Genomic DNA, 25336 nt, shown 5'->3' with positions numbered 1-25336 from the left:
TGAGGCTGTTTTCTTAATGTAGAGGAAATTTAATAACAAAAACTGTGCCGCGGGAAGAAGTAGATAATAATTTAATCTGTCCTCCGTGGCTTTCTAGAATACGTTGAGCAATGGGCAGGCCAAGACCTGTGCCACTATCCTTCGAAGTGGAAAAAGGCTGGTACAGCGACTGCTGCATATGAACCGGAATACCTTTTCCAGTATCTTCAATGTATAGACAGTAGCTATCTTCATGAACCTGCGAGTAGATTGTAATGACTCCTTCTCCATCCATGGCTTCCATACTGTTTCGAATTAAATTATGAAGAACTTGTTTGATTTGTTTTTCATCTACCTTTAATACATGCGGCTGCAATTTCACATCGAAAATAAGCTTATCTTTTTCTGTAAATTTGCTTGAGTGAGTAATCAAAGGCAATAACTCATTAATAATATCCTGCATGCTGACTTTTTTCATCACCGGAGTCCCAGGCTTTGATAACAACAGCATTTCTTCAATGATGTAATTAATCCTCTCTAGTTCTTTCATAAGCAGAGGCAGGTAAAAACGCTTTTTCTCCTCATCAGAAAGAGACTGATTCATAAGAGATATAAATCCATGAATCACGGCAAGAGGATTACGAATCTCATGAGCAGCTCCGGCTGCCACTTCTCCAACCAAGGCAAGTTTCTCAGACTGATGCATTCGCTTTTCTAATTCTTCGGTATCCGATATATCAATGAAATAAAAAATCCTTCCAATGCTTTCGTTCTTCTCATTAAACAGCTGCGTTTGAGAGGCTAAAAAGCAATAGCACGTCTCTTTCGTTCCAAATAATACTTTTTTATTTTCGTGAATTTCTCCCGAATTCAACATGCTCCAAAATTCAGTATTATATTCAGGACATTCCTTCATATACCGGCAAATATCCTTTTCATCGAGATCTAAAAACTGTTTTGCTGAGGTATTAGCAAATATACTATTTGTCTCATCTTCTATTGTGATAATTCCAACAGGCAGTGAATTTAAGATCTGCTGGCGATATGCTTTATCTTTAATGATTTTCCAAAATGAATCTTCTAAACTAACCGACATTTGATTGATAGAAGCCGAAAGCTGCTTCAGCTCGATTTGCTTTGTGTCTTGAAGAACAAGACCGTATTCTCCGTCTGCAATGTCATTCACTTTTTCAATCATTTGTTCAATTGGTTTCGTAAGGCTTGCACTCATACGATAAGAAACATAAAGAGAAGCCACAATAGCACTTACTGTTAAAATTAATAGTAAAATTAATGAATCTTTAATAATGACAGACAGTGTATCTGATAGTGTATCAAGTGAATCAACCGTCTCTTCTTTTGAACTATTAATATCTTTTTTTATCTGATGCAGATCCGGCAAATAATTTCTCTTAAGATACTCTTTTGCTCCCTCTATATCTCCGTACTTCAGCAGTCCCTGCACGTTATTAGAAATCTTGAAATCAAGCAGCTCAATTTTTTCCTTCAGTGGAATCAACGATTTTGGCACAGGCTGCTTATACTTTTCATTGTCTTCAATAACTCGTGTATCATATGATTGATATTCTTCTATCAAAGAGACAGTGGGGTTCTTTAGATTATTTTTCACAATGTATTCTTTTATGTTCAGCTGCTCTTCCCAATAAGAAAGCCACACCATTTGAGGAACATCTTCATCTTTAATTTCGTTGCTTACATGATTCATTTTATCAATGGCATGCACTAAAACTAAAGAGAACCCGCTTAACATGAATGTAATCAAAAGAAGAATCGTTAATATTTGGCTACGGAATGACATGTTGCGAAATAATTGATTCATAATCATCTCTTTCTTTTTCATAGTTACTTCGGCTGTGTAGACATTCTAACTTTCGAATATAATATTTGTTTTTCTTGTTTACTGTACATTGGTCCAAAAGGCGCAAGCTTATAAACACCATCCCGGGCATCAAGTTTGACTTCTCTAGATCGAAGGCCCTTTTTACTAAAATAGTCTTTCATAATCGCGTTGTAAGCTTGAGGAACATCATTTATCACACTTGTTAAAATAACAGGCCTCCCCATATACGCCTGATCATCTAAATATCCTATTACGTACATTTTTTGTTTTTTCGCTTCTTGAATCACTTCTTGATTATATGAATTTCCTTTAGCATAGACGATATCGACGCCTTCATCTTTTAACTCACGGAGCAGCTTTACTGCTTTTGCTCCATCGTCTCGGCTGTTTACCACTCGATAATAAAAAGCAATTGAGGAATCAGACGCTTTTAGGCCTTTTTCAAACCCTGGATTTTTTTCGCGTGCTTCAAATGCATCAATTAATCCAATTTTTTTCGTTCGTGTCTTCATGGCAGCTGCCGTGCCTGCCAGATACTCTATTTTTGTTTGATCAAATGTATATACAGTTTGGTTTTTATAACGTGAAGTACCGTGAATGGTGACGAAATGAACATGAGGATACTTAGGAGCGAGTTCTGTAAAAACGGTAGAAAATTCTCTTCCATGTCCAATTACGACTTTTGTTCCATTTTGAATAACTTTTTCAGCAGCTTCCTTCATTTTTTGGTTCGTATTTACTTCGCTAATAACTTGAGCCGAAACGGGGTACTTCTGCTCGATGTTGATTTTTCCTTTATAAGCTAGACTGCCCCAGCTTTGATCTGTCAGTACATCAGAGGTGAGAATTGCAACGCTTGTGTTTTCTACTTTTTTTGTCGTTTGCTGACTTATAATCCCTTGTGTTTTCGAAACAATAATAATTAAAAACGAAGCGACAACAATCAGGGCAAGCAATAAAATCAGCCTTAACTGTCTTGATCGTTGCATAGACCTTCTCCTTTTTGTTTAGCATACTTTCATTATATAAAAAAAGCATCTAAAAAGACTACATCTTTAACGAAATTCCAACTTTTTTCGACATTTCTTTCATATCTTACCTTTTTTAACACTTTCACTCCAAAAGAAAAAGCAGAAAACATCTGTTTTCTGCTTCGGCCTTCAATCTTCATCTTTTACGTCCATATCTTCAGGGATTGGCTCATTTAGGTATTCTTCAATTTGTTTTTTATACTTTTCCATTTGCTCTAAATGAGTGTTAAACTGCTCTTTATTTAATAAGTAGTTTTCACCATCAAATATAGCCCTTACTTTTCCTTCTTGAATCAATTTCTGTACATATTCTTCAGGAAAAGATAGATACTCTGCTGCTTCTTTTATCGTTAAATACATCCTGCTCCACCTTTTAGACGTTATAGTGTACTTCTTCTGTAGCTTTAACCATTAACTCATACTGACGCAAGCGAAGCTGGAATAATGTTAACGGATCATAGTAAGCTTCAGGATTGGCTTTCATATGACTTAATACGTCTTGATTTTCATTAATATGCGCCTGTGTTTCTTCAATCGTTTCTTTTAGAACCTCTTTTGGCTTTTCAAAGAATAGTTCAATATCAACTTCTAAATTTTTCTCAAATAAATTAAATTGCATAAAAAACTTTGCCAGCATAGATTCTGTGATATCTTGATAGTCTTGACTTTCAATGTACTTTTTATATTGATTATAAAGTAGCGTTTGATTTTGAAGAATGGAAGAAAACAGTTTTCCTGCTCCTTTTAACAAAAGCTGCGTTGGATTAACGCGAAGTAAAATATTTTCTTCATCCAGCTGAACCCGATTAGCCATACGATTAACGTCGCGGCGCCAGTCGTCCAGCACTTTAAAATCGCAGGCTAACGTTAATTTTTGCTCATTGTACATCTTATTTAATGACTCTGCTACTTCTTCAATATCTACTTGACTCGCAATCAGCTCTTCATTTGATGTAGCAATCCAGTCCTTTAAAGAAATGCGGAACTTAGGTAGAACATCTTGCTGCAAGTGCTCTTCCACGCGCATATTCATTTGTTTATTCAGTTCAATATGAACTGTACTAAAATCACTGTCTTCCTTCACTAATTCTGAAGACTTTTTGAGTAAACGAGGAATTTTATTTTTTAGCTTTTTGCTGATATCCTCTTTGATGCCATGATAAGCTGAAACAATACTACTCGCTTTTTCTTGTTCTAAGTCATCCACTCGATGCAAGAAGCCATTTAATCGCACAAGCATATCTTCGTTCCATTTAATACTTTCAATCAAATGATTTTCTGTGTGATTTCTCTTTTCCACTAAGCTCTTTAGCATATTTTGAATGAAGAACAGCAGTCTGCGCGCACGCTCTTCTACTCCAACGTCGTTTGGATCGTAATAGAAATTAGCTTTAATAAACTGAGCCAAGTCTCCGTGGTGCTGACTCGATACGTAGTGAGGCGTATAGGCTAATACATGAGCCTGCGGGAAATCCGCTCCAATGCTTGCTTCAAATTCTTTTGTAATTCGCTCAATCGTTGCTTGATTATAAAGACTGTCCATATTGTTGATGACAAAATGAACTGGCGTATTTGGCGCATATTCTTTAATCTCCAGCAATAATTCTCTTTCTTCATCAAGCAGCGATTCTTTTGCATCAAGCACAAACAGTAAACCATCTGCTAAAGGAGCATATTTAAATGCATCCTGCTCACGCGCCTCTTGTTCTGTAAAGCTTGGCGTAACAATGCATGAACAATTATGCTTATCAAGGAACGCAAAAGGTTTTTTCACTTCTACAAGCGCCTGGTGAGAAGATTGCTCCGCTCCGTCAATCGTTTCCATCGGAATGATTTCTTGATCAGCGATTTGCTGGATAGATTCTTCTTCATCATGAATGAACACAAAGGTTGTTTCATGATTTTGCGGTACCTTTTCTTCTGTAATCGATCCCACAAATGAAGACGTTGCAGCATTTGTTCCTGTAATTAATAAGTGTGTCGTATGAGCATCTAATAAAAAGTCTACCCACCATTTAAAGGTGTGCCCCACTTCTAAACCATTTTCATTAGCCCATTTAATAATGCCATGGCAAAGCTTGTAGTGATATTCAAGACCATCAATGTCGTTACGCGCCTCAAAAATTAATCTGCCTGCATTTTCGATTGTAATGGTATCAATAGTTGACGGAAACTTTTCATTCCATGAAAGCACGGCCGCAGACGGAAATAACGCACGTGACTTATTAGTAATTTTAAGCCAGTTTGTTAATACGTTCGGAATGACTTCATGTAATTCCTTTACAGAATGATCACTTTCCATTAAGTCAGTGTACGTCTCTTGATAAAGAGTTGAAATCTCTTGCCAATAATCATAGAGACCCACTTCAATATTCAAGAAAATATCATTGATGGTTTTAATCCAAGCAAGATAAGGAGGCTGACTCTTATATTGTTTCCATAAAGCTGAGACAAGCTGTTTGAAATATACTTGGTCCACTTTGTAAAATGAAATCATCACTTGATAAAAATAGTTAGGGATAAAGTTTGCTGTATATCCTTTATCTACGTAAGTCTTTAATACCGCAAACCAATTCAGCGATTCTGTTCGAATACACTCATCTACTGCAAGCTCCACTGCGCTATTAAAATCTTCTTGCTCTTCATAAAATCTTCGCGCAATCGCCGTGACGTTTGGATAATCCGGCTGAGAAGCAACCAGCTCGTTAATAACTTCATAAGCTCGTTCAATATTGTTATGGTCCGTATAAAGCGAAAACAGCTTTAGCGCTATTTCAGCTTTTAATACTTTTGAATCCGTTTCGATAGATAGGTAAAGCTCTTCAGCGAGCGTAGACAACCCCAATTCATAATGTGCGTCGGCTGTATTTTTCTTCGCCCACAGCTTAAACTCGCCATTTACATTCTCCCACTTAAAAATCGCGGATTCAAAATCTTGATTGTGGAAGTACACTTCTCCCTGAGCTAAGCGAATGAGCGATAAGTCGTACCACTCTTTTTGCTGCTCTTCGTAATAAGCGTGTCCAAGGACTTTTACAGGCGGCTGATTTTCATTTTCTTGCATAAACGTTTCGTAATATTTCTTTTTCGTTAACTGATATTCTACCGTCATATAGTCTCTCCTTTTTGATGTCAATATTTTATGTACTCTATCAAATTCCCTTTTTTATACTTTTCATACACGATATTTTCTTACTCATATTTTACGCAAAAAAAGCCTCAAGAACTACTCTTAAGGCTTTTTTTATAACTTTTATACTATAAAAATGGCTATTTATCATAAATCGGCGCTGAAATAACAAATATATTAATAGGCATCCCGTCGAAACAGCCCCATTACTTCTACCGTTTCCGTAATATTTACGAAAGCTTCAGGATCCACAGATTGAATTAACTGCTTGAGGTTTGCAAGCTCATAGCGTGAAATCACCGTCATTAATATTTTACGGTCTTCTCTTGAATAAGCTCCTTCACCGTTCATTAACGTCACACCGCGCACCAAATTCGTAAGAAGCTGCTGCTTCATTTCTTCGCCTTTTCTCGTAATAATGGTTAACGTGAGCTTAATGTGGCGAGTATGAATCGCATCCACTACTTTTCCTGTGACGAAAATCGAAAGCATCGTATATAAAGCCGCGTCCCAATTCACAAAGAAACCTGAAACAAATACGACCACGGCATTCATCGCTGATAATATAGCGCCAAGCGGAAATTCTTTTTTATGCGTAAGAAGCATCGCAATAATATCAAATCCACCTGTCGAAGCTGACTGACGAAAAACAAACCCTACGCCAATTCCAGTTAAAACTCCTCCAAAAACAGCTGACAGAATAGGATCTGTACTAACAGCTCTCAAGGGAATCACGTATAAAGCAATTGATAAAGCCACAACGGACAGCAGCGTATGTAAAACAAACCGCTTTCCTAACTTCATAAAACCAATAATTAAAAGGGGTAAATTCAACAAAAAATTCATTGTTCCCGTGCTTGCAGGCGTTAAAATTCCTATAATCATAGCAATACCGCTAATTCCGCTGCTTAGCACTTTATGGGGGATTAAAAACCAATTGTATGCAAATCCAATTAACACAGAACCCGCTATAATAGCAATTGCTCTATACATGATGTCCCTTCACCTCTTACCACAAATATAATGTTTTCATTTATTGCTTCTTTATTATAATTCCTAAAATATTGAAAACCTTAAAAAAAGTATATTCAGAAATTTGCTGTGTTGGTGGGGTGGACAAACTGCAAAATAAAACGGACATACAAGCGGATAATGCTTTTATATCAAGCTTTTGCTGCTTTTGTTATAGAAATGCTACCTTTACCTTTTCCGTACTTATTTAACCTAAAAGAGGTTGAGACATCATAATGAAATGAATGTATTTTAAAGGCGAACAACTAGTATAGATGAGCTTGTATGGAACCGCAGTTGATTTCCGTGCAAGACTTCGCTTTCCGCGGGCGGCCGCTGAGCCTCCTCGTCGCTTGCGCTCCTGCGGGGTCTCACCTATTCCGCTTTTCCCGCAGGAGTCTTCGCCTTGCCCTCCAATCAACTGCTAAAAGGAACGAAACAGACGACACTTATTTGCCCTAACAAAAAAATAAACCACGAATCAAACATGTTGATTAATGGTTCGTTTTTTACTTGGGTTAAAATACTTTTGTCCCAGTCTCTTGGTGGAAAGTTATTTTAATTTTATTCTTCTTCATATAGACCATTAATAAATTCTTCAAATGAATGGGCGACGAAAAACATACCGCTTTCAGGATTCTCGTATGCTAGTTCATGATCTATAAAAACGATAAGAGGCCGCTGAGAGTTAGAACGGTAGTCAAAACATACATGATTATCCGCTATGTCATCTCCAAATGGGCAAATACCATCAACTAGCTGGTATTTAATATCATGATACACGTTTAAAATGTAATCCTTTTTCTCCTGATTAAAACTTAGTAAGTGGTAAAAAGAACATTCTCTCTTTCCAACATTAAATCCATCAGCTGAAGGTTCTCCACCATGATACTTTGTTACACATTCAATAAAGTGGATTGGAAACAATACATCCTATACTTTTTCTACATTCAAAATGGTTTCTAAACTTACCTCTTTTTCATCCGTTTCCCACGTAATCAATTTGCTTCCTCCATTTTGCCTTATGTATATTTAGGAATCTTTTTACTCCCATTTATAATTGCTTTTATTTGTTTCTCTATAAATCTTTTAGTATATTCCGTACTGTATTAAAAATAAAAGCCAATATAAAACACCACTACCATTCCTAATGATAGTGGTGTTTCAAACAATTTTCTTATTTTAATGTAAGCACCGCCACATTCTCCACATGCGTCGTATGCGGGAACATATCGACAGGCTGAACTTCAACCGTCTCATAGCCGCCTTTTTCTAGAATAGCTAGATCACGCGCAAGAGTTGCTGGTCCGCATGAAACATAGACAACTTTTTTCGGCTTCATCTCGATGATGGTATTTAAAAGGGCTTCGTCGCATCCTTTTCGCGGCGGATCTACGACGATGACGTCCGCTTTGATGCCTTGTTTGTACCAGTTTGGAATGACGACCTCTGCTTCGCCTACTTCGAATTCAACGTTGTGAATACCGTTTAGCTCAGCGTTGCGCTTTGCATCTTCAATCGCTTCAGGCACGATTTCAACGCCATATACTTTTTTCGCTTTTTGAGCGAGAAATAACGAGATTGTTCCGATTCCACAGTAGGCGTCAATGACCGTTTCTTCTCCTGTTAAATCTGCATACTCGAGCGCTTTGTCATAAAGCACTTTCGTTTGCTCAGGGTTTACTTGATAGAATGATTTTGCTGAAATGGCAAATTTAACGTCGCCGATATAGTCGTAAATATATTCTTCTCCCCAAAGTACGTTCGTTTGGTTCCCTAAAATGACGTTCGTGCGCTTGCTGTTGACGTTTTGAACAATTGATTTCACGTTCGGCACGGCTTCGATAATGTCTTCTATAATACGCTTTTTGTTTGGCAACTCAGCTGTACGAGTCACAATTACAACCATAATTTCACCCGTTACAAGTCCGTAGCGCGCCATGATATGACGAAGCGAGCCTTTATGCTTTTGTTCTTGGTAAGCAGAAACCCCATGCTTTTCACAGATTGATTTGACAGCTTGAACAACATCATCATTTGCCTGCTGCTGAATCAAACAGGCATCCATGTTAATGATATCGTGGCTTCGCTGCTGATAAAATCCAGCGACCAAACCGCCTTCTCGCTCTGCTACGGGAACTTGAGCTTTGTTTCGATAGCGCCAAGGATCGTTCATTCCTAGCGTCGAATGTACCGGAACGTCAGGTAAATGGCCAATTCGCGCCATGACGTCTTTTACTTGCTTTTGTTTAAATTGCAGCTGTCCTTCATAGCTTACATGCTGCAGCTGACAGCCTCCGCACTGCTTGTATACCGGACAGGGTGCTTCAACACGCTGCTCACTAATTGTATGGTGCTTGATAAGCTTGCCAAACGCATAGCCTTTTTTTACTTTAATGACTTTTACTTGGCCGCTTTCGCCGGGCAGCGCATTTTGAACGAAAATAGGAAATCCGTTCACTTTCGCTACACCCGCTCCGTCATGCGTTAAATCTTCAAACGCAACATCTATATATTCATTTTTTTCTACAGGTGGTTTTAATTTTTCCATTTATCGTTACATCCTTTTAGTCATTTGAAAATGCTGAACTGATTGTACCATAAGAGCGAAAGCCAAACAAAGGAAAGCATGAAAAAAGATCGCAATTAGGCGATCTCATTTTTTTCCATCAATTCAGCTGTTGCTTTTGGAACAAAGATTTCTACATGGCGATATAAGTTTACAAATTCCCCAGGCAATAACCCACCGTACTCGCCATCTAGATTTAGCTGCATTTTATCATTCGTATGAATTTTAACACGGTTCGCTTTTGTATAAATAATATGAGGATCATTGATATGTTCTCCTCGCAGCGCAAGTGTCGCAATTCGAATAAACTCAGCTAAATTTGCTTTCTTTAAAATAATTAAATCAAACATGCCGTCATCTAAAGAAGAGTCTGGTGCCAGCTTTTCAAAACCGCCGACTGAGTTCGTTAAGGAAACGAGGAAGAACATAATCTCGCCGCCAAAGAATTTTCCGTCATACTCAATTTCAACGGATGTTGGTTTAATAGAAGGAAGCATTTCCATGCCTTTTAAATAGTAAGCTAGCTGTCCAAGCATTGTTTTTAACTTGCTTGGCACTTCATACGTTAATTCAGTTAAACGGCCGCCTCCGGCGATATTTACAAAGTAATGCGTTTCTCCGTCGTTTGTTACACAGCCTAAATCAATTGGCTTCGTTACACCTTCTACAATAACATCAACAGCGCCTTCAATTGTACGCGGGACATTAATGGCACGAGCAAAGTCATTGGTTGTTCCAACAGGAATAATACCTAGCTGCGGACGATAGTCTTGTCCGGCAATACCGTTTACGACTTCATTGATGGTACCGTCTCCACCGGCTGCAATTACAACATCAAAGCGGCGCTCTACTGCTACTTTGGCAGCTTCTGTTGCATCGCCAGCGCAAGTTGTAGCATGACAAGATGTTTCGTAGCCTGCTTGCTCTAGCTTTTGCAAAACTTCCGGTAAGTTTTTCTTAAAAATTTCACGGCCCGATGTCGGGTTATAAATAATTCTCGCTCTTTTCATATTCATCATCCTAATAATGATAATTTGTCACAAATCTTTGCCTACTTTTATCAGTGAAAGAATGCCCCCTCACATTACATCATCAACAAGAGGGGGCATGAACAAACATATTATAAAGAAATTAACCTTGATATACAATATTCACGTTTGGGTTTTTATTCATACCTTCAGCGCGATCGCCCTTACTCATAATAAATGTGAGATGGATACCCACCTCACATTTAGTTATCAAATTTAGCGTTTATTAATTTCTTCTAAAAGAATTTTATTAACCATAGGTGGGTTCGCTTGACCTTTTGAAGCTTTCATAATTTGACCAACTAAGAAGCCGATTGCACGATCCTTACCGTTTTTGAAATCTTCAATAGACTGAGGGTTTGCATCTAATGCATCTGTTACGAATTTACGTAAAGTTGCATCATCAGAAATTTGTACAAGACCTTTTTCTTTTACAATTTTCTTTGCATCTCCGCCATTTTCAATTAATTCTTTGAATACTTTTTTCGCAATTTTAGACGAAATTGTACCTTCTTGAATTAATTGAATCATACCAGCTAGACCTTCAGGTGTTAATGCTACATCTGAAAGTTCTTTTTGATTTGAGTTTAAGTAAGCAGAAACTTCACCCATTAACCAGTTAGAAGATAGTTTAGCATCTCCGCCTGCAGCAAGTGTTGCTTCAAAGAAATCAGACATTTCTTTTGTTAGCGTTAATACCATTGCATCATAAGCAGGTAAGCCAAGCTCTTCTACATAGCGCTTTTTACGAGCATCTGGAAGTTCAGGAATCGAAGCACGAACGCGTTCTTTCCACTCTTCGTCGATGTGTAATTCTAATAAGTCAGGCTCTGGGAAGTAGCGGTAGTCGTCAGATCCTTCTTTTACACGCATCAGAATTGTTTCACCCGTAGACTCATCAAAACGGCGTGTTTCCTGCTCGATTAGGCCACCAGACAATAACACTTTTTCTTGACGAATTTCTTCGTGTTCAAGACCGCGGCGCACATAGTTAAATGAGTTTAAGTTCTTTAGCTCAGCTTTTGTACCAAACTCTTCTTGTCCAACTGGACGTAAAGAAATATTGGCATCACAGCGAAGTGAACCTTCTTCCATTTTACAGTCAGATACGCCTGTATATTGAATGATTGATTTTAGTTTTTCTAAATAAGCATATGCTTCTTCAGGAGAACGCATATCTGCTTCCGATACAATCTCAATTAGAGGTGTACCTTGACGGTTGAAGTCTACTAGTGAATAGCCATCGCCTGTATGCGTTAACTTACCAGCATCTTCTTCTAAATGAAGTCGGTTGATACGAATGCGCTTCGTTTCACCTTTAACTTCTACTTCAATCCAACCGTTCTCGCCAATTGGTTTATCAAATTGAGAGATTTGATAAGCTTTTGGGTTATCCGGATAGAAATAGTTTTTACGATCAAACTTTGTATCTGTTGCGATTTCACAGTTTAGCGCAAGCGCCGCTTTCATTGCAAAATCAACTGCTTCTTTGTTTAACACAGGTAGTACGCCAGGATAACCTAAGTCAATTACACTTGTGTTAGCATTTGGAGCCGCACCAAATGCGTTTGGACTTGCTGAGAAAATTTTAGATTTTGTCTTAAGCTCAACGTGTACTTCAAGACCAATAATCGTTTCAAAGTTCATCTTTATCTCACCCCTTACAGTGCTGGTTTCGCTTTATGATGCTCAGTTGCTTGTTCGAATGCATGAGCAACACGATAGATTGTGCTTTCGTCGAAATGCTTACCGATAATTTGTAACCCTAATGGCAATCCATTTGATAAGCCGCAAGGCACAGAAATACCAGGTACTCCAGCAAGGTTTACTGGGATTGTTAAAATATCGTTTGCATACATTGTTAATGGATCATCTGTTTTCTCACCAATTTTGAATGATGGAGTTGGTGTAGTTGGTCCAATGATAACGTCATAGTTTTCAAATACAGACTCAAAGTCTTGCTTAATTAACGTACGTACTTGCTGTGCTTTTTTGTAGTAAGCATCATAATAACCAGAGCTTAACGCAAATGTCCCAAGCATGATACGGCGTTTTACTTCGTTTCCAAAGCCTTCGCTTCGAGACTGCTTGTACATTTCGATTAAGTTCTCAGCATTATCTGTACGGTATCCGTAGCGAACGCCGTCAAAACGAGATAAGTTAGCAGACGCTTCAGAAGAAGATAATAGATAATACGTAGCTAATGCGTATTTAGAGTGTGGAAGCGATACTTCTTCCCAAGTTGCGCCTAGTCCTTCTAACACTTTTAGTGCATCTAAAACAGACTGGCGAGCTTCTTCGCCCACACCTTCGCCTAAGTATTCTTTTGGAACAGCAATTTTAAGACCTTTTACGTCACCTGTTAAAGCAGATACATAATCCGGTACATCAACATTAGCAGAAGTAGAATCCATTGGGTCTACGCCTGAAATTGCTTGAAGTAAGTATGCATTATCTTCAACAGAATTTGTGATTGGTCCGATTTGATCTAAAGAAGATGCAAATGCCACTAATCCGTAACGAGATACGCGACCATACGTTGGTTTTAATCCAACAACACCGCAATAAGCAGCTGGCTGACGAATTGAACCACCTGTATCAGAACCTAAAGAGAACGGAACTTCTCCTGCTGCTACAGCTGCAGCTGAACCACCGCTAGATCCACCCGGTACGTAATCTAAATTCCATGGGTTGCGCGTTAACTGAAGACCTGAGTTTTCAGTTGAAGAACCCATTGCGAATTCATCCATATTTAATTTACCGATTGTTACTGCTTCAGCTGCCTGCAGTTTTTGAACAACTGTTGCATCATAAATCGGATCAAAGTTTGCTAGAATTTTACTAGAGCAAGTTGTACGTAAATCTTTTGTGACAATATTATCTTTTACACCGATCGGCATACCAAATAATAGGCCAAATTCATCTTTTGTTTGTAATGCTTCATCTAGCTCTTTTGCATAAGCACGAGCGTTGTCTTCATTAAGCGCTAAGAACGCACCTACTTTATCATCTACTTCATTAATACGTTTGTATGATTCGTCTACTAAATCTTGTACACGTACTTCTTTCTTGTGTAAAAGGCTATGTAGTTCTGAAAGTTTACGATCGAATAAAGACATCGTAAAGCCTCCTTCCTTATTCTAAAATAGTTGGTACTCGAATGTAGCCATCCTTGTGGTCTGGCGCGTTTTTTACTACGTCTTCAATTGGTAAGCCTTTAGCTGGCTTATCTTCACGCATCACGTTTTTCATATCCAATACGTGAGAAGTTGGTTTTACATTTGTAGTATCTAGCTCATCTAATTGTTCTGCATATGTAATAATAGCATCTAATTGTTTTGTAAATAGTTCTGCTTCGTCATCCGTCACCGCAAGTCTCGCTAAGTTTGCAACGTGTTTTACTTGATCAACAGAAATTCTTGACATGTTCCTTCACCTCCGAATATTCGTCCCACTACAATATACTGATAATACCAAACTTCACTAGCAACAGGCAACATTTCTGAGACTAGTTCCTAAAATATTAAAAACCCCGCCAGACAAGACAGGGCTTACATTTATCACTTCTATTTTATACCAAATCTATTTCATTCAAACAACATTCCATACTTTTCCTTCGTCATAAAATATTTCTCTCTTGCATAGGTATAAAATAACCTTCTTTTTAGAAAAGATAGATAGAAAGAGAAACATGCTTTAGAAGAACACACCACCATGTTTTAATTTCACTAGTCTTTGGGAAAGTAAAGAAAACGAATAACTACTTTACCGTAAAAGAGGTGCTATAAAAATTGAATAAAATACTTATACAGTCAGTCATCCACCAGCGCCCTGTGTATCAGCAAAGCGGAAGATGGTTTGTATTAGATGAAGAATTCAAGTGGGATTTGTCCACCTTGCAAAAAGATGTTTTTGCTTGTTTAAATAAAGCCTTTCATATTCCTATCATTTTTTGTGATTCATGTGAAGCCAATAAAATTGTCTCCGCTCTTGGAGAAGAAGAAGCAGAATACCTGCAGTTTGCCTCAGGTGTTTACTGGCGAGAAGTCGGCATTATATTTATTTTTAAATTTGATGACTACCTTCCGCTTGTTGAAACCATCTTTCACGAGCTGCGTCACTATATTCAAGATCACATCCCTTATTATCAGAAAGAATTTGAGCTGGATAAAAAACGCCCGTATGAAGAGCGGACAACCGAACAAGATGCATTTGCATTTGCTGCTTATTATCTTGCTAAGTTTACGAGACAAAATTCTCACGCCATTTCTTCATAGGAGGCAATTTCATAGAATTAAAAAAAGACACTGCTTGAGCAGTGTCTTTTTTTGCTTACTCTTCGTAAATATGAACGAACGGCTTGTCTTCATCTGCTTTTCTAACAATGAGAGCTTCCGGTCCGCTTACTGAGTTAATAGAGATACTCGTTTCCATATATGAAGGGAAATGATCAAGCATTAAACCAGCAACGTACTGAGTAAATCCTACAATTTCACCTTTTCCATAAAATTGTACGGGAATATCAATCGTCATTTTTTGAAGCTGTCCATCTTTGTAATACCCTTTCCCTACTACGCTTGTAAAGTTTGGGAAGTAGTCTTCGATTTGCGCTTTAAACTCATCAAACTTCATCGCATCATCTCGGTGATCTTTTGTTGCATCTGATGATGGGAATAAATAATATTGCTCGTCTAAATTATCCCAGCTGCCAACGGCCGTATCATTTGAACCTGCATTTCCGACAGCTATAAAGTTACCCGGTGTTAAAGAGGACTTAGCACTTTGTTTGAATAATGCTACTCGAATTGGAACGTTTTCTAAGCCCTTGATATTACGCATACGCTGCACAATTTCATCGGCCATCTTTTTGCCTTGCTCTTCAATATTTTTATCGGTTAGTTGTTTTTCACGGGCATAACCATTTTCCTCTGTATAATAATGAACAGAATTCATCGCCAGACCAATTGTGACGCCTCCAAGTTTTACCTTATCGTCTCCGTCTTGAATAAGGTAATCTTGCTCAGTAATGTTCGCTAAGTACATTGGACTTGTTTCGTTACGAGTTTTCAAATCGCCTTTTTCTGTATCAATTGGGTTTAACCCAGTGTTTTTAAGCTTCTTTTTCGCCGTATCATCTTTTGCTTTGCTTTGAAGATCTTTAAACTGTTTATCACTCAGCTTACGGCTTAACCATGAGCGAATGGTATCTTTATCAAGGTACTGGCCTTCTTGATACACATATTTTTTCGGAGAATAGCTATCTGTCGATAAGCGCATTAAGCCTGTTTCAAATTCTTGCGCATCCAAGCGGTTATTTAAGTTTGCTGCTACTAAGCCTCTTGCCACTCCCGCTTTAAATGGAAGAATTGTTCGGTAATAATCGTCTGAAATACTATACTTCGGAATAACTGCTTTTTCTTTCTTGTTGTTGGTTTGTTGAACAGTCTCTTTATCGTCCGAAAGGTTCGGTGCACACGCTGAAGTTACAAGCATGACCGCAAGAGAAAGTAACAATATCTTTTTCAACTACACACACCTCTTATTTATTTAATTCCGTAAGTAGCCTTGCTTCATCCCATACTTCAATTTCAAGCTCGTTAGCTTTTGTCAGTTTGGAACCAGCCTCTTCCCCTGCCACAACAAGGTCTGTCTTTTTACTTACGCTTCCTGTGACTTTACCGCCAAGTGCTTCAATTTGTGCTTTTGCCTCATTGCGAGATAGCTGTTCAAGCTTACCTGTTAATACAACGGTTTTACCAGCAAAAACAGAATCTACATTTTCTACACTTACAAGCTTGGGTCCTTTGTATGTAAGGTTTACTCCATACTCTTTTAATTCATGTATAAGTTCTTGAACCTCTTCTTGTGTAAAGTAAGCGACAATAGCATCAGCCATTTTGGCACCAATTTCATTAATTGCCACTAATTCATCATACGTTGCTTTTGTTAACTTGTCTATGGTTTCAAAGTGCTGAGCTAACGTCTTTGCAGCTTTTGCTCCAACGTGGCGAATGCCCAAACCAAAAAGCAAACGCTCAAGCGAATTTTCTTTAGAAGCTTCGATGGCCGCAATCAAATTATCCGCAGATTTCTCACCCATGCGCTCAAGCTCGATTAACTGCTGTTTTGTCAGCGTATAAATATCCGCTACATCTTTAATTAACTGTTCACGAAATAATTGTGATATAACTTTTTCACCAAGTCCATCAATGTTCATCGCATTGCGGGACACGAAATGAATAAGTCCTTCACGAATTTGAGCAGGACAGCTTGGATTAATGCAGCGAAGCGCAACTTCTCCTTCTAAACGCACCAGTTCACTTTCACATTCAGGGCAGTGAGTGGGCATCGTAAACTCTTGCTCTTCTCCCGTTCGCTTCTCTTCAATCACATTCACTACTTCAGGAATAATATCTCCTGCTTTTTTCACCACGACATAATCGCCGATGCGAATGTCCTTTTCACGAATCAAATCTTCATTATGAAGAGACGCACGCTGTACCGTCGTACCTGCTACTTGAACCGGCTCCAAAATAGCTGTTGGCGTAATGACACCTGTCCGGCCTACCGTCAGCTCAATATTTACAAGCTTGGTTACAACTTCTTCAGCAGGAAACTTATAAGCAATAGCCCAGCGTGGACTCTTGGCCGTTGTTCCAAGCTCAGCCTGCTGATCAAATGAATCTACTTTTACAACAATGCCATCAATATCATAAGATAGTTCTGGACGTTTCGTTTGCCAGCTTTCGATATAAGCAATCACATCATCAATGGTTTCACACGTCTGTCTTTCTTTATTTGTTTTAAAGCCAAGATCATCGAGTAAATTCAAACTTTCGCTGTGAGAGTCGATTTCTAATTCTCCTGTATCAGTCATGGCATAGACAAAGATATCTAAATTACGTTTTGCCGCAATTTTAGGATCTAGCTGACGCAGTGAGCCAGCAGCTGCGTTACGGGGGTTAGCAAACGGAACTTCATCTCTTTCCATTTTTGCTTCATTAAGTGCTTCGAATGATTTCCTCGGCATAAATGCTTCTCCGCGAACTTCCATTGATAACGGTTCTTTAATTCGCAGTGGAATCGAGCGAATTGTTTTTAAGTTTTCAGTAATATTTTCACCAGTCGTACCATCTCCGCGCGTAGCACCCAGCACTAAGTATCCATCTTCATAGCGAAGAGATACAGCAAGCCCGTCAATTTTAAGTTCGCATACATAAGAAAACTCGTCTTCAACGGCTTGGCGCACTCGGCGATCAAAATCTCGAAGGTCTTCTTCATTAAATGCATTTCCTAAACTTAGCATAGACGTTTGATGCTGAACCTTCTCAAACGCATCGAGCACTTGGCCGCCGATGCGCTGAGTAGGTGAGTCAGCTGTTTTTAATTCTGGAAACGATTCTTCTATTTCAATTAACTCATTCATTAATTTATCGTATTCTGCATCTGGAACAGATGGCTGATCTAACACATAATATTCATAACCATATTGATTTAATAAGTCACGTAATTCTTGAACGCGTGATTTTGCTGTCTCAAACTCCATATTCTAGCTCCTTTTCACGATTACACTTTCGTAACCGGGGCAAATTTAGCAAGCAGTCTTTTTACACCTGTAGGACTAGGAAAAGCAATGTCTAATTCTTTTGAGTCTCCTTCTCCTTTTACACTTACAACTGTACCAATTCCCCATTTTTTATGCTCGGCCTTATCTCCAACGCTCCATCCAATCGATTCACTGCCCGTTGATACAAGCTTCGTTTTTGCCACGGCCGCTTGTCGGCGCGCTGCAAACGGCGAAGCTGAAGCCCCTGAACGACCAGCAGCAGGCTTGCGCATCGTTTCATTTAAAGATTCCACAAGCTCGCTTGGGATTTCTCCAATGAAGCGCGATTTTGGATTGACGTTTGTTTTACCAAATAGTGTACGCATTTGAGCATTTAATAAATACAATTCTTGTTCAGCACGTGTAATCCCTACGTAGGCTAAGCGTCGTTCTTCTTCCATTTCATTATCTTCGAATAACGATCGGCTATGAGGGAATACGCCTTCTTCCATACCCATTAGGAAAACAACCGGGAACTCTAGACCTTTTGCTGAGTGAAGCGTCATCAGAATCACTTGTTCGTTCTCTTCTTCTTCCTCGTCGTCAAGCTTATCGATATCAGCAACAAGCGCTAAATCGGTTAAAAATGCTACTAAGCTCTTATCTTCGCTTGCTTCTTCAAACGTTTTTGTAACAGATAAAAACTCATCAATATTCTCTAAGCGACTTTGTGCTTCAATTGTTTTTTCTACTTTAAGCGCTTCACGGTACCCTGTTCTTTCTAATACTTGTTCCACAAGCTCTGTTACAGACATATAGTCTTGCATTTGAGCTAAGTTTGAAATCATGGATTGGAAATCACGAAGTGCCTTTGTTGCTTTACCCGTTAACCCCATCAATTCTACTTCATCAAGCGCTTTGAAAATAGAAATGTCATGAACGTTTCCGTAATTGGCTACTTTATCGACTGAAGTAGCTCCAACTCCGCGTTTTGGAACGTTCACAATACGAGCTAAGCTAATGTCATCATCTTGGTTGGCAATTAAGCGCAAGTACGCAAGCAAATCTTTAATCTCTTTGCGGTCGTAGAACTTAATCCCGCCGACAATTGTATAGTTAATATTAGATTTTAGCAGTACTTCCTCCATTACACGCGACTGTGCATTTGTACGATACAAAATGGCAAAATCGCTATATTTACGTTTGCCGCTGTCTACTGCTTCTTTGATTTTACGTGCTACAAACTGTGCCTCATCATGCTCACTCATTGCTTGGTAATGATAAATCTTCTGGCCTTCATCGTTTTCCGTCCATAAGTTTTTCACTTTACGATTCATATTGTTTGCAATGACGCCGTTTGCCGCAGCCAAAATCGTTTTCGTTGAACGATAATTTTGTTCAAGCAAAATGGTTTTGGCTTTTGGGTAGTCTTTTTCAAATGACAAGATATTTGTAATATCAGCCCCGCGCCAGCGGTAAATAGACTGATCTGAATCCCCTACTACGCATACATTTTCAAATCGTGCGGCTAGCAAGCGAACCAGCATATATTGTGCATGGTTTGTATCTTGATACTCGTCCACATGAATATATTGAAACTTGCGCTGATAGTACGTTAACACTTCAGGAACTCGTTTAAATAACTGAATCGTTGTCATAATCAAATCATCAAAATCGAGCGCTTGGTTTTTCTTTAAACGCTTTTCATACTCTTTATAGACTTTACTTACAACTTCTTCATATGGTCCTGCTGCTGTTTTATCAAATTCTTCCGCTACTTTCAGTTCATTTTTAGCTGAACTAATGCTTCCTAATAGCGAGCGCGGATCGAATTTTTTTGGGTCGATGTTTTGATCTTTTAAAATGTTTTTAATAACGGACAGCTGATCCGTTGAATCTAAAATCGTAAAGTTGCGATTAAAGCCAATACGATCAATATCTCTTCGTAAAATACGTACGCACATCGAGTGGAACGTTGAAATCCAGATATCTTCTGCCACTCCGCCAACGATACTTGCCACACGCTCTCTCATTTCACGAGCTGCTTTGTTTGTGAAGGTAATAGCTAAAATATTCCAAGGTGCAACTTCTTTTTCCGCCATTAAAAACGCAATTCGATGCGTTAATACGCGTGTTTTCCCACTTCCTGCACCGGCCATAAGTAATAATGGTCCGTCTGTTGTTTTAACTGCCTCTTGCTGCTGAGGGTTTAATCCTGTTAATAATTTTTCACTTAAAAAATTCACGTTTTCACCGCCTATATCGAACATATATTCTCTATTCTACTTTATTTATTTTTCACTGTGCAATATTCTTTTTTACCGCTTTTACCGTTTTTAATGCTTCCGATAAATTTGTATAAATAACATTTCCTACAATAACTGTATCAGCTAGCTCTCCCATCTCACTTGCTTGCTCTTTTGTCTCAATACCGCCGCCGTAAAATAACTTCGTCTCATTTAGCGAATTTTTCACTTCTGCCACTAATGCAGGGTCTCCATATGTTCCGCTGTATTCTAGATAGAAAACGGGCAAATGAAACATGCGTTCAGCCATGCGAGCATACGCTACAACATCTTCTGCATCCAAATCGGTTTTCGCTTCCGTTAGCTCAGCTACTTTTGCTTCGGGGTTAAGTACGCAGTATCCTTCTACAAAAATTTCATCCCAGTCCATGATCTCTCCGTATTCCTTCATCGCCGCGTGATGTAAATCAACAATCCACTTTGGATCCTTGCTGTTTAAAACGGTCGGAATAAAATAAGAATCAAACCCAGGCGTTACAGAGTCAATTGTTGATACTTCAAGCGCACACGGCACCGTGTAGCGGCGAATACGCATTAACAGCTGCAGTACATTGTCTAGAGTCACTCCATCAGATCCTCCGACAAGAACCGCATCCGTGCCGGATTCGCAAATTTTCTCCAAATCTGCATCTGAAATCTCTTTATTAGGATCTAATTTAAAGACATGTCTCCACTCTTTAATATCATACATATAGGTTCCTCCATTTCTTTACACTTAAAAGTTCGCGCTCGTCCATTTGTTCATTATAACAAAACTAAGAGGGTGAAATGAAAGGAAAACCGAACTTTTCATCACGTTTTTTGTTTTCAAAAAATATGTACAAAAGATATGGTTTCACCCTCAAATTCGGAAGAAAACATCACAAAAAAAGCCCATTTTGCACAAGGTTATTGTTTCTCTGCATAGGATATGCTAATATATAGCTACTAAAATTCATATGATATACGCTGAAGGATCAATAGTACTTAAATCCTCTTCACAAAGCGAACTAGGGACGGTGGGAGCCTAGAGAATGGTTTAAGGAAAAGGCAATCTGGAGTATATACAGACGAAGGTGGATACATTTTGTATCAACCAGGGTGGAACCGCGGGAAAAACTCTCGTCCCTGGGCATATTGTTGATATGCCCAGGGACGAGAGTTTTTTTGTACCCGCTCTTTTTGTTTCGCTTGAATTACTACCATTTACAGGAGGAATTAGAATGTCAAAAACAATGGATCAAATCGTATCTCACGCCAAACATCGCGGCTTTGTATTTCAAGGTTCTGAAATTTACGGCGGTCTTGCAAATACATGGGATTACGGCCCGCTTGGCGTAGAATTAAAAAACAATATTAAAAAAGCATGGTGGAAAAAATTCATTCAAGAATCTCCATACAACGTTGGTTTAGACGCTGCGATTTTAATGAATCCAAAAACATGGGAAGCTTCTGGTCACTTAGGAAACTTTAATGACCCAATGATCGACTGTAAGGATTGTAAAGCTCGTCACCGTGCTGATAAATTAATTGAAGAAAAGCTTCAAGAAAAAGGCATTGAAATGATCGTAGACGGCCTTTCATTTGATGCAATGGCTGACTTAATTAAAGAACATGAAATTACATGTCCTGAGTGTGGTTCAGCTAACTTCACTGAAATTCGTCAATTTAACTTAATGTTCAAAACGCACCAAGGTGTAACTGAAACATCAACAAATGAAATTTACCTTCGTCCTGAAACAGCTCAAGGTATTTTCGTAAACTTTAAAAACGTTCAGCGCTCAATGCGTAAAAAGCTTCCATTCGGTATCGGCCAAGTGGGTAAAAGCTTCCGTAACGAAATTACACCTGGTAACTTCACATTCCGTACACGTGAATTTGAACAAATGGAGCTTGAATTCTTCTGTAAACCAGGCACTGAATTAGAATGGTTTAACTACTGGAAAGAAACATGTAACAAATGGCTTCTTTCTCTTGGCATGAAAGAAGAAAACGTTCGTCTTCGCGACCATGATGATGATGAACTTTCTCACTACAGTAATGCAACAACAGACTTTGAATACAAATTCCCATTCGGCTGGGGCGAACTATGGGGCGTAGCTTCTCGTACAGACTATGACTTAAAGCAGCATATGGAACACTCTGGAGAAGACTTCCAATACGTTGATCAAGAAACAAACGAACGCTATGTACCTTACTGCATCGAGCCTTCTTTAGGTGCTGACCGTGTAACATTGGCTTATATGATTGATGCATATGAAGAAGAAACGTTAGAAGACGGCTCATCTCGTACAGTAATGCAGCTTCACCCTGCTTTAGCACCATTTAAAGCTGCTGTATTGCCACTTTCTAAAAAGCTTTCTAACGAAGCGCGCGCTGTCTTTGAAGATTTAGCAAAACACTTTATGATTGACTACGATGATGCTGGTTCAATCGGTAAACGTTACCGTCGCCATGATGAAATCGGTACGCCTTTCTGTATTACATTCGACTTCGATTCATTAGAAGACAATCAAGTAACAATTCGTAACCGCGACACAATGGAACAAAAACGTGTAGCAATTAGCGACCTGAAAAATATCATTGAAGAAGCAACTCAATTTTAATTAAAAAAATAAGCGTATGGCTGCTTCAGCCATACGCTTTACTTTTGATTTGAATCTTCTTGAAGGCGTTCTAACACCATTTGATACGCATCGCTTCCATAATTCAAGCAGCGTTTAACACGGGAAATAGTCGCTGTGCTTGCTCCAGTTTCCGTCTCAATTTTATGGTACGTGTTGCCTTCTCTTAGCATTCTTGCTACTTCTAAGCGCTGTGCTAATGATTGAATTTCATTAACTGTACATAGGTCATCAAAAAATTGATAGCATTCTTCAATGTTTTCTAATGATAAAATCGCTTGAAATAGCTGATCTAATTCTTTTCCTCGTAGTTTGTTGATTTGCATCGTATCGAACTCCTTTATCATTGGCTTTCTTTACTAGTTGTTTCTATCTATAAAATACAGTTTCTATATTTATTTGCACATACATTCATTCTGTATGAAGACAGCCAATTTCATACAAATTTCAAATTCCTTTGATACTTTTATATTTTAACGCATTATAGACGGAAAAAGTACTTTTTTATTCATAACGTCATAAATTCCTACTGGCGTGATACGAATATAAGGCAAATGTGTAGACGAAAAGAACAGCAGTGAATAGACAGGATCATCGTGTTTGTATCCTCGCTCACCCAGCACTTTCTTGAGTTCCACCTCTCGTTTACTTAGCTCTTCCATCGGCAGATTCGACATGACTCCTTTTAACGGAAGATCCAGTTCATATACTACTTTCTCACCTTCTGTAATAACAATACCGCCGCCAATTTCTTTCATACGTTTGAATGCACACATCATATCTTTTTTCGATTTTCCAATTAAAATAAAATCACCTGTATTTGAAAACGAACTCGCCATTCCCGATACATTTGTCGCAAATCCTTTTAACAGCGTATTGATGCGCCACTTGCCTTCTCGGTCCACCAGCACTAAAAAGCTTTCATCATGATCAGAGGCTAATACATCTCCGCTCACATTTAAGTGAATTGAATACGGCTCCATAATAACAGCATTTTTCATTTTGACGCCTACTGGCATTGAAAATTGAAAATCGTCCATCGTTAAATCAAAGTCTAACTTTAACGGTGAAAAACCAAACTTTTCCCAAGGAAATTCCACCGAGGCTAATGCTTGTTCTTTGCCTTCTTTTTTCATCCACTTTCCTTTTGCTAGCACAGATACCGGAGTAGGCCGCATAGGATCTTCTAAAATATTAATATTAGCCACACAGCCTGTTGCTACATGCCCATGCAAATGTTCCATGTTGTAATAGCGGGCAATATTTACAGACACCATATTATAAGCATCTAACACAGGAACTCCTTCTGAAATAGCTAATGTAATTAACATATCTGACACGCCGTTTTGGTAAAAAGAAGGCGGAGAACCGTCTGTATTCATGGTAATATGGTCAAAATAATCTACCTGCAGCTCTTTTAACTCCTGCAGCAGTTTTGGCAAATCCGGCCGAATGGAAGAGTGGCGCAAAGCAACGTCATAGCCTTGCGTTAACCGAGCAACAACATCTTCCCCTGTCATAGACTCATGATCGCTGTCTGCCCCGAGCAATTTCATTTTTGCTAAGGTAAATGCTGACGCCCCCGGGAAATGTCCTTCAATATGCTTCCTCATCCGCTTTGTCTCTTGAACCCAGTGAAGCATTAAATCATCTCCGTCTAAAAGCTTCGGCCAACTTGTCAGTTCGCCTCCTTGTAAGACAGCTTCATTTTGTAGCCAAGAAGTAATGTTTGTATGTGAGAAGATATCAGCCTCTTCATCAATTTCTGTCTGCGAATCAAATCTGCACCACCAATACAGTGACTGTGGTAACGTTTTCATTTCTTCAATCAATGAAAATGCCGTTTTTTGTTCAAGCTGTAAAGCGAGAATTAAATTATCATTAAATAAAGTGGTTGTTCCGTGCTTGGCTGCATATTGGGAAAAAGTCTGGGGATTATATAACTGAAACGGGTGAACATGCGGCTCAATATACCCAGGAACCACATATTTCTCACTGCAGTCTATAATCTCTGTAGAAGCGTCTGTGTGCTTAGGCATCTCTGAGCCAACGTATACAATACGATCTTGGTAAACCCAAATATGTGCTTTTTTCCACTGCTTCATTCGAGCGTTCAAATATGTTGCATCTTTTAAGACAATAGTTGGTGCTTTTTGACCGTTTAATACTAAAAGCTGCTGTCTAATATGTTTGCTTTTCCAGCGGTATCTCTGTTCCGGCATGCTAAATTCCCCCTAATTTACTATGTATTTTTATCGTAACACATCCGTGA

General features: G+C 38.7%; 20 protein-coding genes. 2 read left to right on the top strand and 18 right to left on the bottom strand.

What is annotated here, in order from left to right:
• Positions 1-13: 13 nt before the first annotated feature.
• The 12 genes from CEQ83_RS01435 to gatC all read right to left on the bottom strand — a co-directional run bounded on the left by CEQ83_RS01435 (position 14) and on the right by gatC (position 14035).
• Entirely contained in the window at positions 14-1819 is a 1806-nt protein-coding gene (locus CEQ83_RS01435) for an ATP-binding protein (protein WP_028412511.1), read from the bottom strand.
• Between the two features lie 23 nt (positions 1820-1842).
• Entirely contained in the window at positions 1843-2829 is a 987-nt protein-coding gene (locus CEQ83_RS01430) for a BMP family ABC transporter substrate-binding protein (protein WP_098999441.1), read from the bottom strand.
• Between the two features lie 171 nt (positions 2830-3000).
• Entirely contained in the window at positions 3001-3231 is a 231-nt protein-coding gene (locus CEQ83_RS01425; RefSeq protein WP_013055062.1) for a helix-turn-helix domain-containing protein, read from the bottom strand.
• A gap of 13 nt (positions 3232-3244) precedes the next feature.
• Positions 3245-5983 (bottom strand): GTPase domain-containing protein, encoded by a 2739-nt coding sequence (locus CEQ83_RS01420; protein ID WP_028412513.1) that lies wholly within the window; start codon positions 5981-5983, stop codon positions 3245-3247.
• Between the two features lie 195 nt (positions 5984-6178).
• Positions 6179-6994, bottom strand: coding sequence for a YitT family protein (locus tag CEQ83_RS01415; RefSeq protein WP_013055060.1), 816 nt, complete (start codon positions 6992-6994; stop codon positions 6179-6181).
• A 226-nt stretch (positions 6995-7220) separates the two neighbouring features.
• Positions 7221-7433, bottom strand: a complete 213-nt coding sequence (locus tag CEQ83_RS01410; protein ID WP_081732848.1) for a hypothetical protein — start codon at positions 7431-7433, stop codon at positions 7221-7223.
• A 143-nt stretch (positions 7434-7576) separates the two neighbouring features.
• The gene (locus CEQ83_RS01405; protein WP_099330578.1) at positions 7577-7939 is read right to left on the bottom strand and encodes an SMI1/KNR4 family protein; all 363 of its coding nucleotides are present in this window, start codon (positions 7937-7939) and stop codon (positions 7577-7579) included.
• A gap of 250 nt (positions 7940-8189) precedes the next feature.
• Positions 8190-9563, bottom strand: a complete 1374-nt coding sequence (gene rlmD / locus CEQ83_RS01400) for a 23S rRNA (uracil(1939)-C(5))-methyltransferase RlmD (RefSeq protein WP_155010616.1) — start codon at positions 9561-9563, stop codon at positions 8190-8192.
• A 95-nt stretch (positions 9564-9658) separates the two neighbouring features.
• Positions 9659-10591, bottom strand: a complete 933-nt coding sequence (locus tag CEQ83_RS01395; protein ID WP_028410196.1) for a diacylglycerol kinase — start codon at positions 10589-10591, stop codon at positions 9659-9661.
• Positions 10592-10825: 234 nt separating this feature from the next.
• The gene (gene gatB / locus CEQ83_RS01390; protein WP_013055057.1) at positions 10826-12256 is read right to left on the bottom strand and encodes an Asp-tRNA(Asn)/Glu-tRNA(Gln) amidotransferase subunit GatB; all 1431 of its coding nucleotides are present in this window, start codon (positions 12254-12256) and stop codon (positions 10826-10828) included.
• A gap of 14 nt (positions 12257-12270) precedes the next feature.
• Positions 12271-13728 (bottom strand): Asp-tRNA(Asn)/Glu-tRNA(Gln) amidotransferase subunit GatA, encoded by a 1458-nt coding sequence (gene gatA / locus CEQ83_RS01385; RefSeq protein WP_013055056.1) that lies wholly within the window; start codon positions 13726-13728, stop codon positions 12271-12273.
• A 16-nt stretch (positions 13729-13744) separates the two neighbouring features.
• Positions 13745-14035, bottom strand: a complete 291-nt coding sequence (gatC, locus tag CEQ83_RS01380; RefSeq protein ID WP_013055055.1) for an Asp-tRNA(Asn)/Glu-tRNA(Gln) amidotransferase subunit GatC — start codon at positions 14033-14035, stop codon at positions 13745-13747.
• Between the two features lie 365 nt (positions 14036-14400).
• Here gatC and CEQ83_RS01375 point away from each other — a divergent pair, with 365 nt between their 5' ends.
• The gene (locus tag CEQ83_RS01375; RefSeq protein ID WP_047751762.1) at positions 14401-14886 is read left to right on the top strand and encodes a DUF3920 family protein; all 486 of its coding nucleotides are present in this window, start codon (positions 14401-14403) and stop codon (positions 14884-14886) included.
• Between the two features lie 55 nt (positions 14887-14941).
• Here the strand turns inward: CEQ83_RS01375 and CEQ83_RS01370 are convergent, their stop codons facing one another.
• Genes CEQ83_RS01370 through pcrB form a run of 4 tightly spaced genes read right to left on the bottom strand, consistent with a single transcriptional unit; the run spans position 14942 to position 21152 of the window.
• The gene (locus tag CEQ83_RS01370; protein ID WP_155016973.1) at positions 14942-16135 is read right to left on the bottom strand and encodes a CamS family sex pheromone protein; all 1194 of its coding nucleotides are present in this window, start codon (positions 16133-16135) and stop codon (positions 14942-14944) included.
• 13 nt (positions 16136-16148) lie between these two features.
• Positions 16149-18155 carry an NAD-dependent DNA ligase LigA gene (gene ligA, locus CEQ83_RS01365; protein WP_028412523.1) on the bottom strand — a complete coding sequence of 669 codons (2007 nt, stop codon included), beginning with the start codon at positions 18153-18155 and terminating at the stop codon, positions 16149-16151.
• A gap of 20 nt (positions 18156-18175) precedes the next feature.
• A complete protein-coding gene (pcrA, locus tag CEQ83_RS01360; protein ID WP_028412524.1) occupies positions 18176-20401 on the bottom strand; it encodes a DNA helicase PcrA in 2226 nt (741 codons plus the stop codon).
• Between the two features lie 52 nt (positions 20402-20453).
• Positions 20454-21152, bottom strand: coding sequence for a heptaprenylglyceryl phosphate synthase (gene pcrB, locus CEQ83_RS01355; RefSeq protein WP_028412525.1), 699 nt, complete (start codon positions 21150-21152; stop codon positions 20454-20456).
• A 511-nt stretch (positions 21153-21663) separates the two neighbouring features.
• Between pcrB and CEQ83_RS01350 the strand changes: the two genes are divergently transcribed.
• Positions 21664-23046 carry a glycine--tRNA ligase gene (locus CEQ83_RS01350; RefSeq protein WP_028412526.1) on the top strand — a complete coding sequence of 461 codons (1383 nt, stop codon included), beginning with the start codon at positions 21664-21666 and terminating at the stop codon, positions 23044-23046.
• Positions 23047-23084: 38 nt separating this feature from the next.
• Here CEQ83_RS01350 and CEQ83_RS01345 read toward each other — a convergent pair whose 3' ends face one another.
• Together CEQ83_RS01345 and CEQ83_RS01340 are read right to left on the bottom strand one after the other, a co-directional pair.
• Positions 23085-23390, bottom strand: a complete 306-nt coding sequence (locus CEQ83_RS01345; protein ID WP_013055048.1) for a YerC/YecD family TrpR-related protein — start codon at positions 23388-23390, stop codon at positions 23085-23087.
• 147 nt (positions 23391-23537) lie between these two features.
• Complete coding sequence (locus CEQ83_RS01340) at positions 23538-25286, bottom strand: adenine deaminase C-terminal domain-containing protein (RefSeq protein WP_028412527.1); 1749 nt, start codon at positions 25284-25286, stop codon at positions 23538-23540.
• Positions 25287-25336: the final 50 nt, after the last annotated feature.

Source organism: Priestia megaterium, from assembly GCF_009497655.1.
In the GTDB taxonomy this organism is placed as follows: domain Bacteria; phylum Bacillota; class Bacilli; order Bacillales; family Bacillaceae_H; genus Priestia; species Priestia zanthoxyli.
Note: the sequence above shows the minus strand (reverse complement) of the source record. Positions and strands in the feature narration are given on the sequence as shown.

What these genes read in the sequence shown, in the direction of transcription:
- CEQ83_RS01435 (WP_028412511.1), bottom strand. Translation starts at nt 1,819, where the DNA reads ATGAATCAATTATTTCGCAACATGTCATTCCGTAGCCAAATATTAACG.
- CEQ83_RS01430 (WP_098999441.1), bottom strand. Translation starts at nt 2,829, where the DNA reads ATGCAACGATCAAGACAGTTAAGGCTGATTTTATTGCTTGCCCTGATT.
- CEQ83_RS01425 (WP_013055062.1), bottom strand. Translation starts at nt 3,231, where the DNA reads ATGTATTTAACGATAAAAGAAGCAGCAGAGTATCTATCTTTTCCTGAA.
- CEQ83_RS01420 (WP_028412513.1), bottom strand. Translation starts at nt 5,983, where the DNA reads ATGACGGTAGAATATCAGTTAACGAAAAAGAAATATTACGAAACGTTT.
- CEQ83_RS01415 (WP_013055060.1), bottom strand. Translation starts at nt 6,994, where the DNA reads ATGTATAGAGCAATTGCTATTATAGCGGGTTCTGTGTTAATTGGATTT.
- rlmD (WP_155010616.1), bottom strand. Translation starts at nt 9,563, where the DNA reads ATGGAAAAATTAAAACCACCTGTAGAAAAAAATGAATATATAGATGTT.
- CEQ83_RS01395 (WP_028410196.1), bottom strand. Translation starts at nt 10,591, where the DNA reads ATGAAAAGAGCGAGAATTATTTATAACCCGACATCGGGCCGTGAAATT.
- gatB (WP_013055057.1), bottom strand. Translation starts at nt 12,256, where the DNA reads ATGAACTTTGAAACGATTATTGGTCTTGAAGTACACGTTGAGCTTAAG.
- gatA (WP_013055056.1), bottom strand. Translation starts at nt 13,728, where the DNA reads ATGTCTTTATTCGATCGTAAACTTTCAGAACTACATAGCCTTTTACAC.
- gatC (WP_013055055.1), bottom strand. Translation starts at nt 14,035, where the DNA reads ATGTCAAGAATTTCTGTTGATCAAGTAAAACACGTTGCAAACTTAGCG.
- ligA (WP_028412523.1), bottom strand. Translation starts at nt 18,155, where the DNA reads ATGGAGTTTGAGACAGCAAAATCACGCGTTCAAGAATTACGTGACTTA.
- pcrB (WP_028412525.1), bottom strand. Translation starts at nt 21,152, where the DNA reads ATGTATGATATTAAAGAGTGGAGACATGTCTTTAAATTAGATCCTAAT.
- CEQ83_RS01350 (WP_028412526.1), top strand. Translation starts at nt 21,664, where the DNA reads ATGTCAAAAACAATGGATCAAATCGTATCTCACGCCAAACATCGCGGC.
- CEQ83_RS01345 (WP_013055048.1), bottom strand. Translation starts at nt 23,390, where the DNA reads ATGCAAATCAACAAACTACGAGGAAAAGAATTAGATCAGCTATTTCAA.
- CEQ83_RS01340 (WP_028412527.1), bottom strand. Translation starts at nt 25,286, where the DNA reads ATGCCGGAACAGAGATACCGCTGGAAAAGCAAACATATTAGACAGCAG.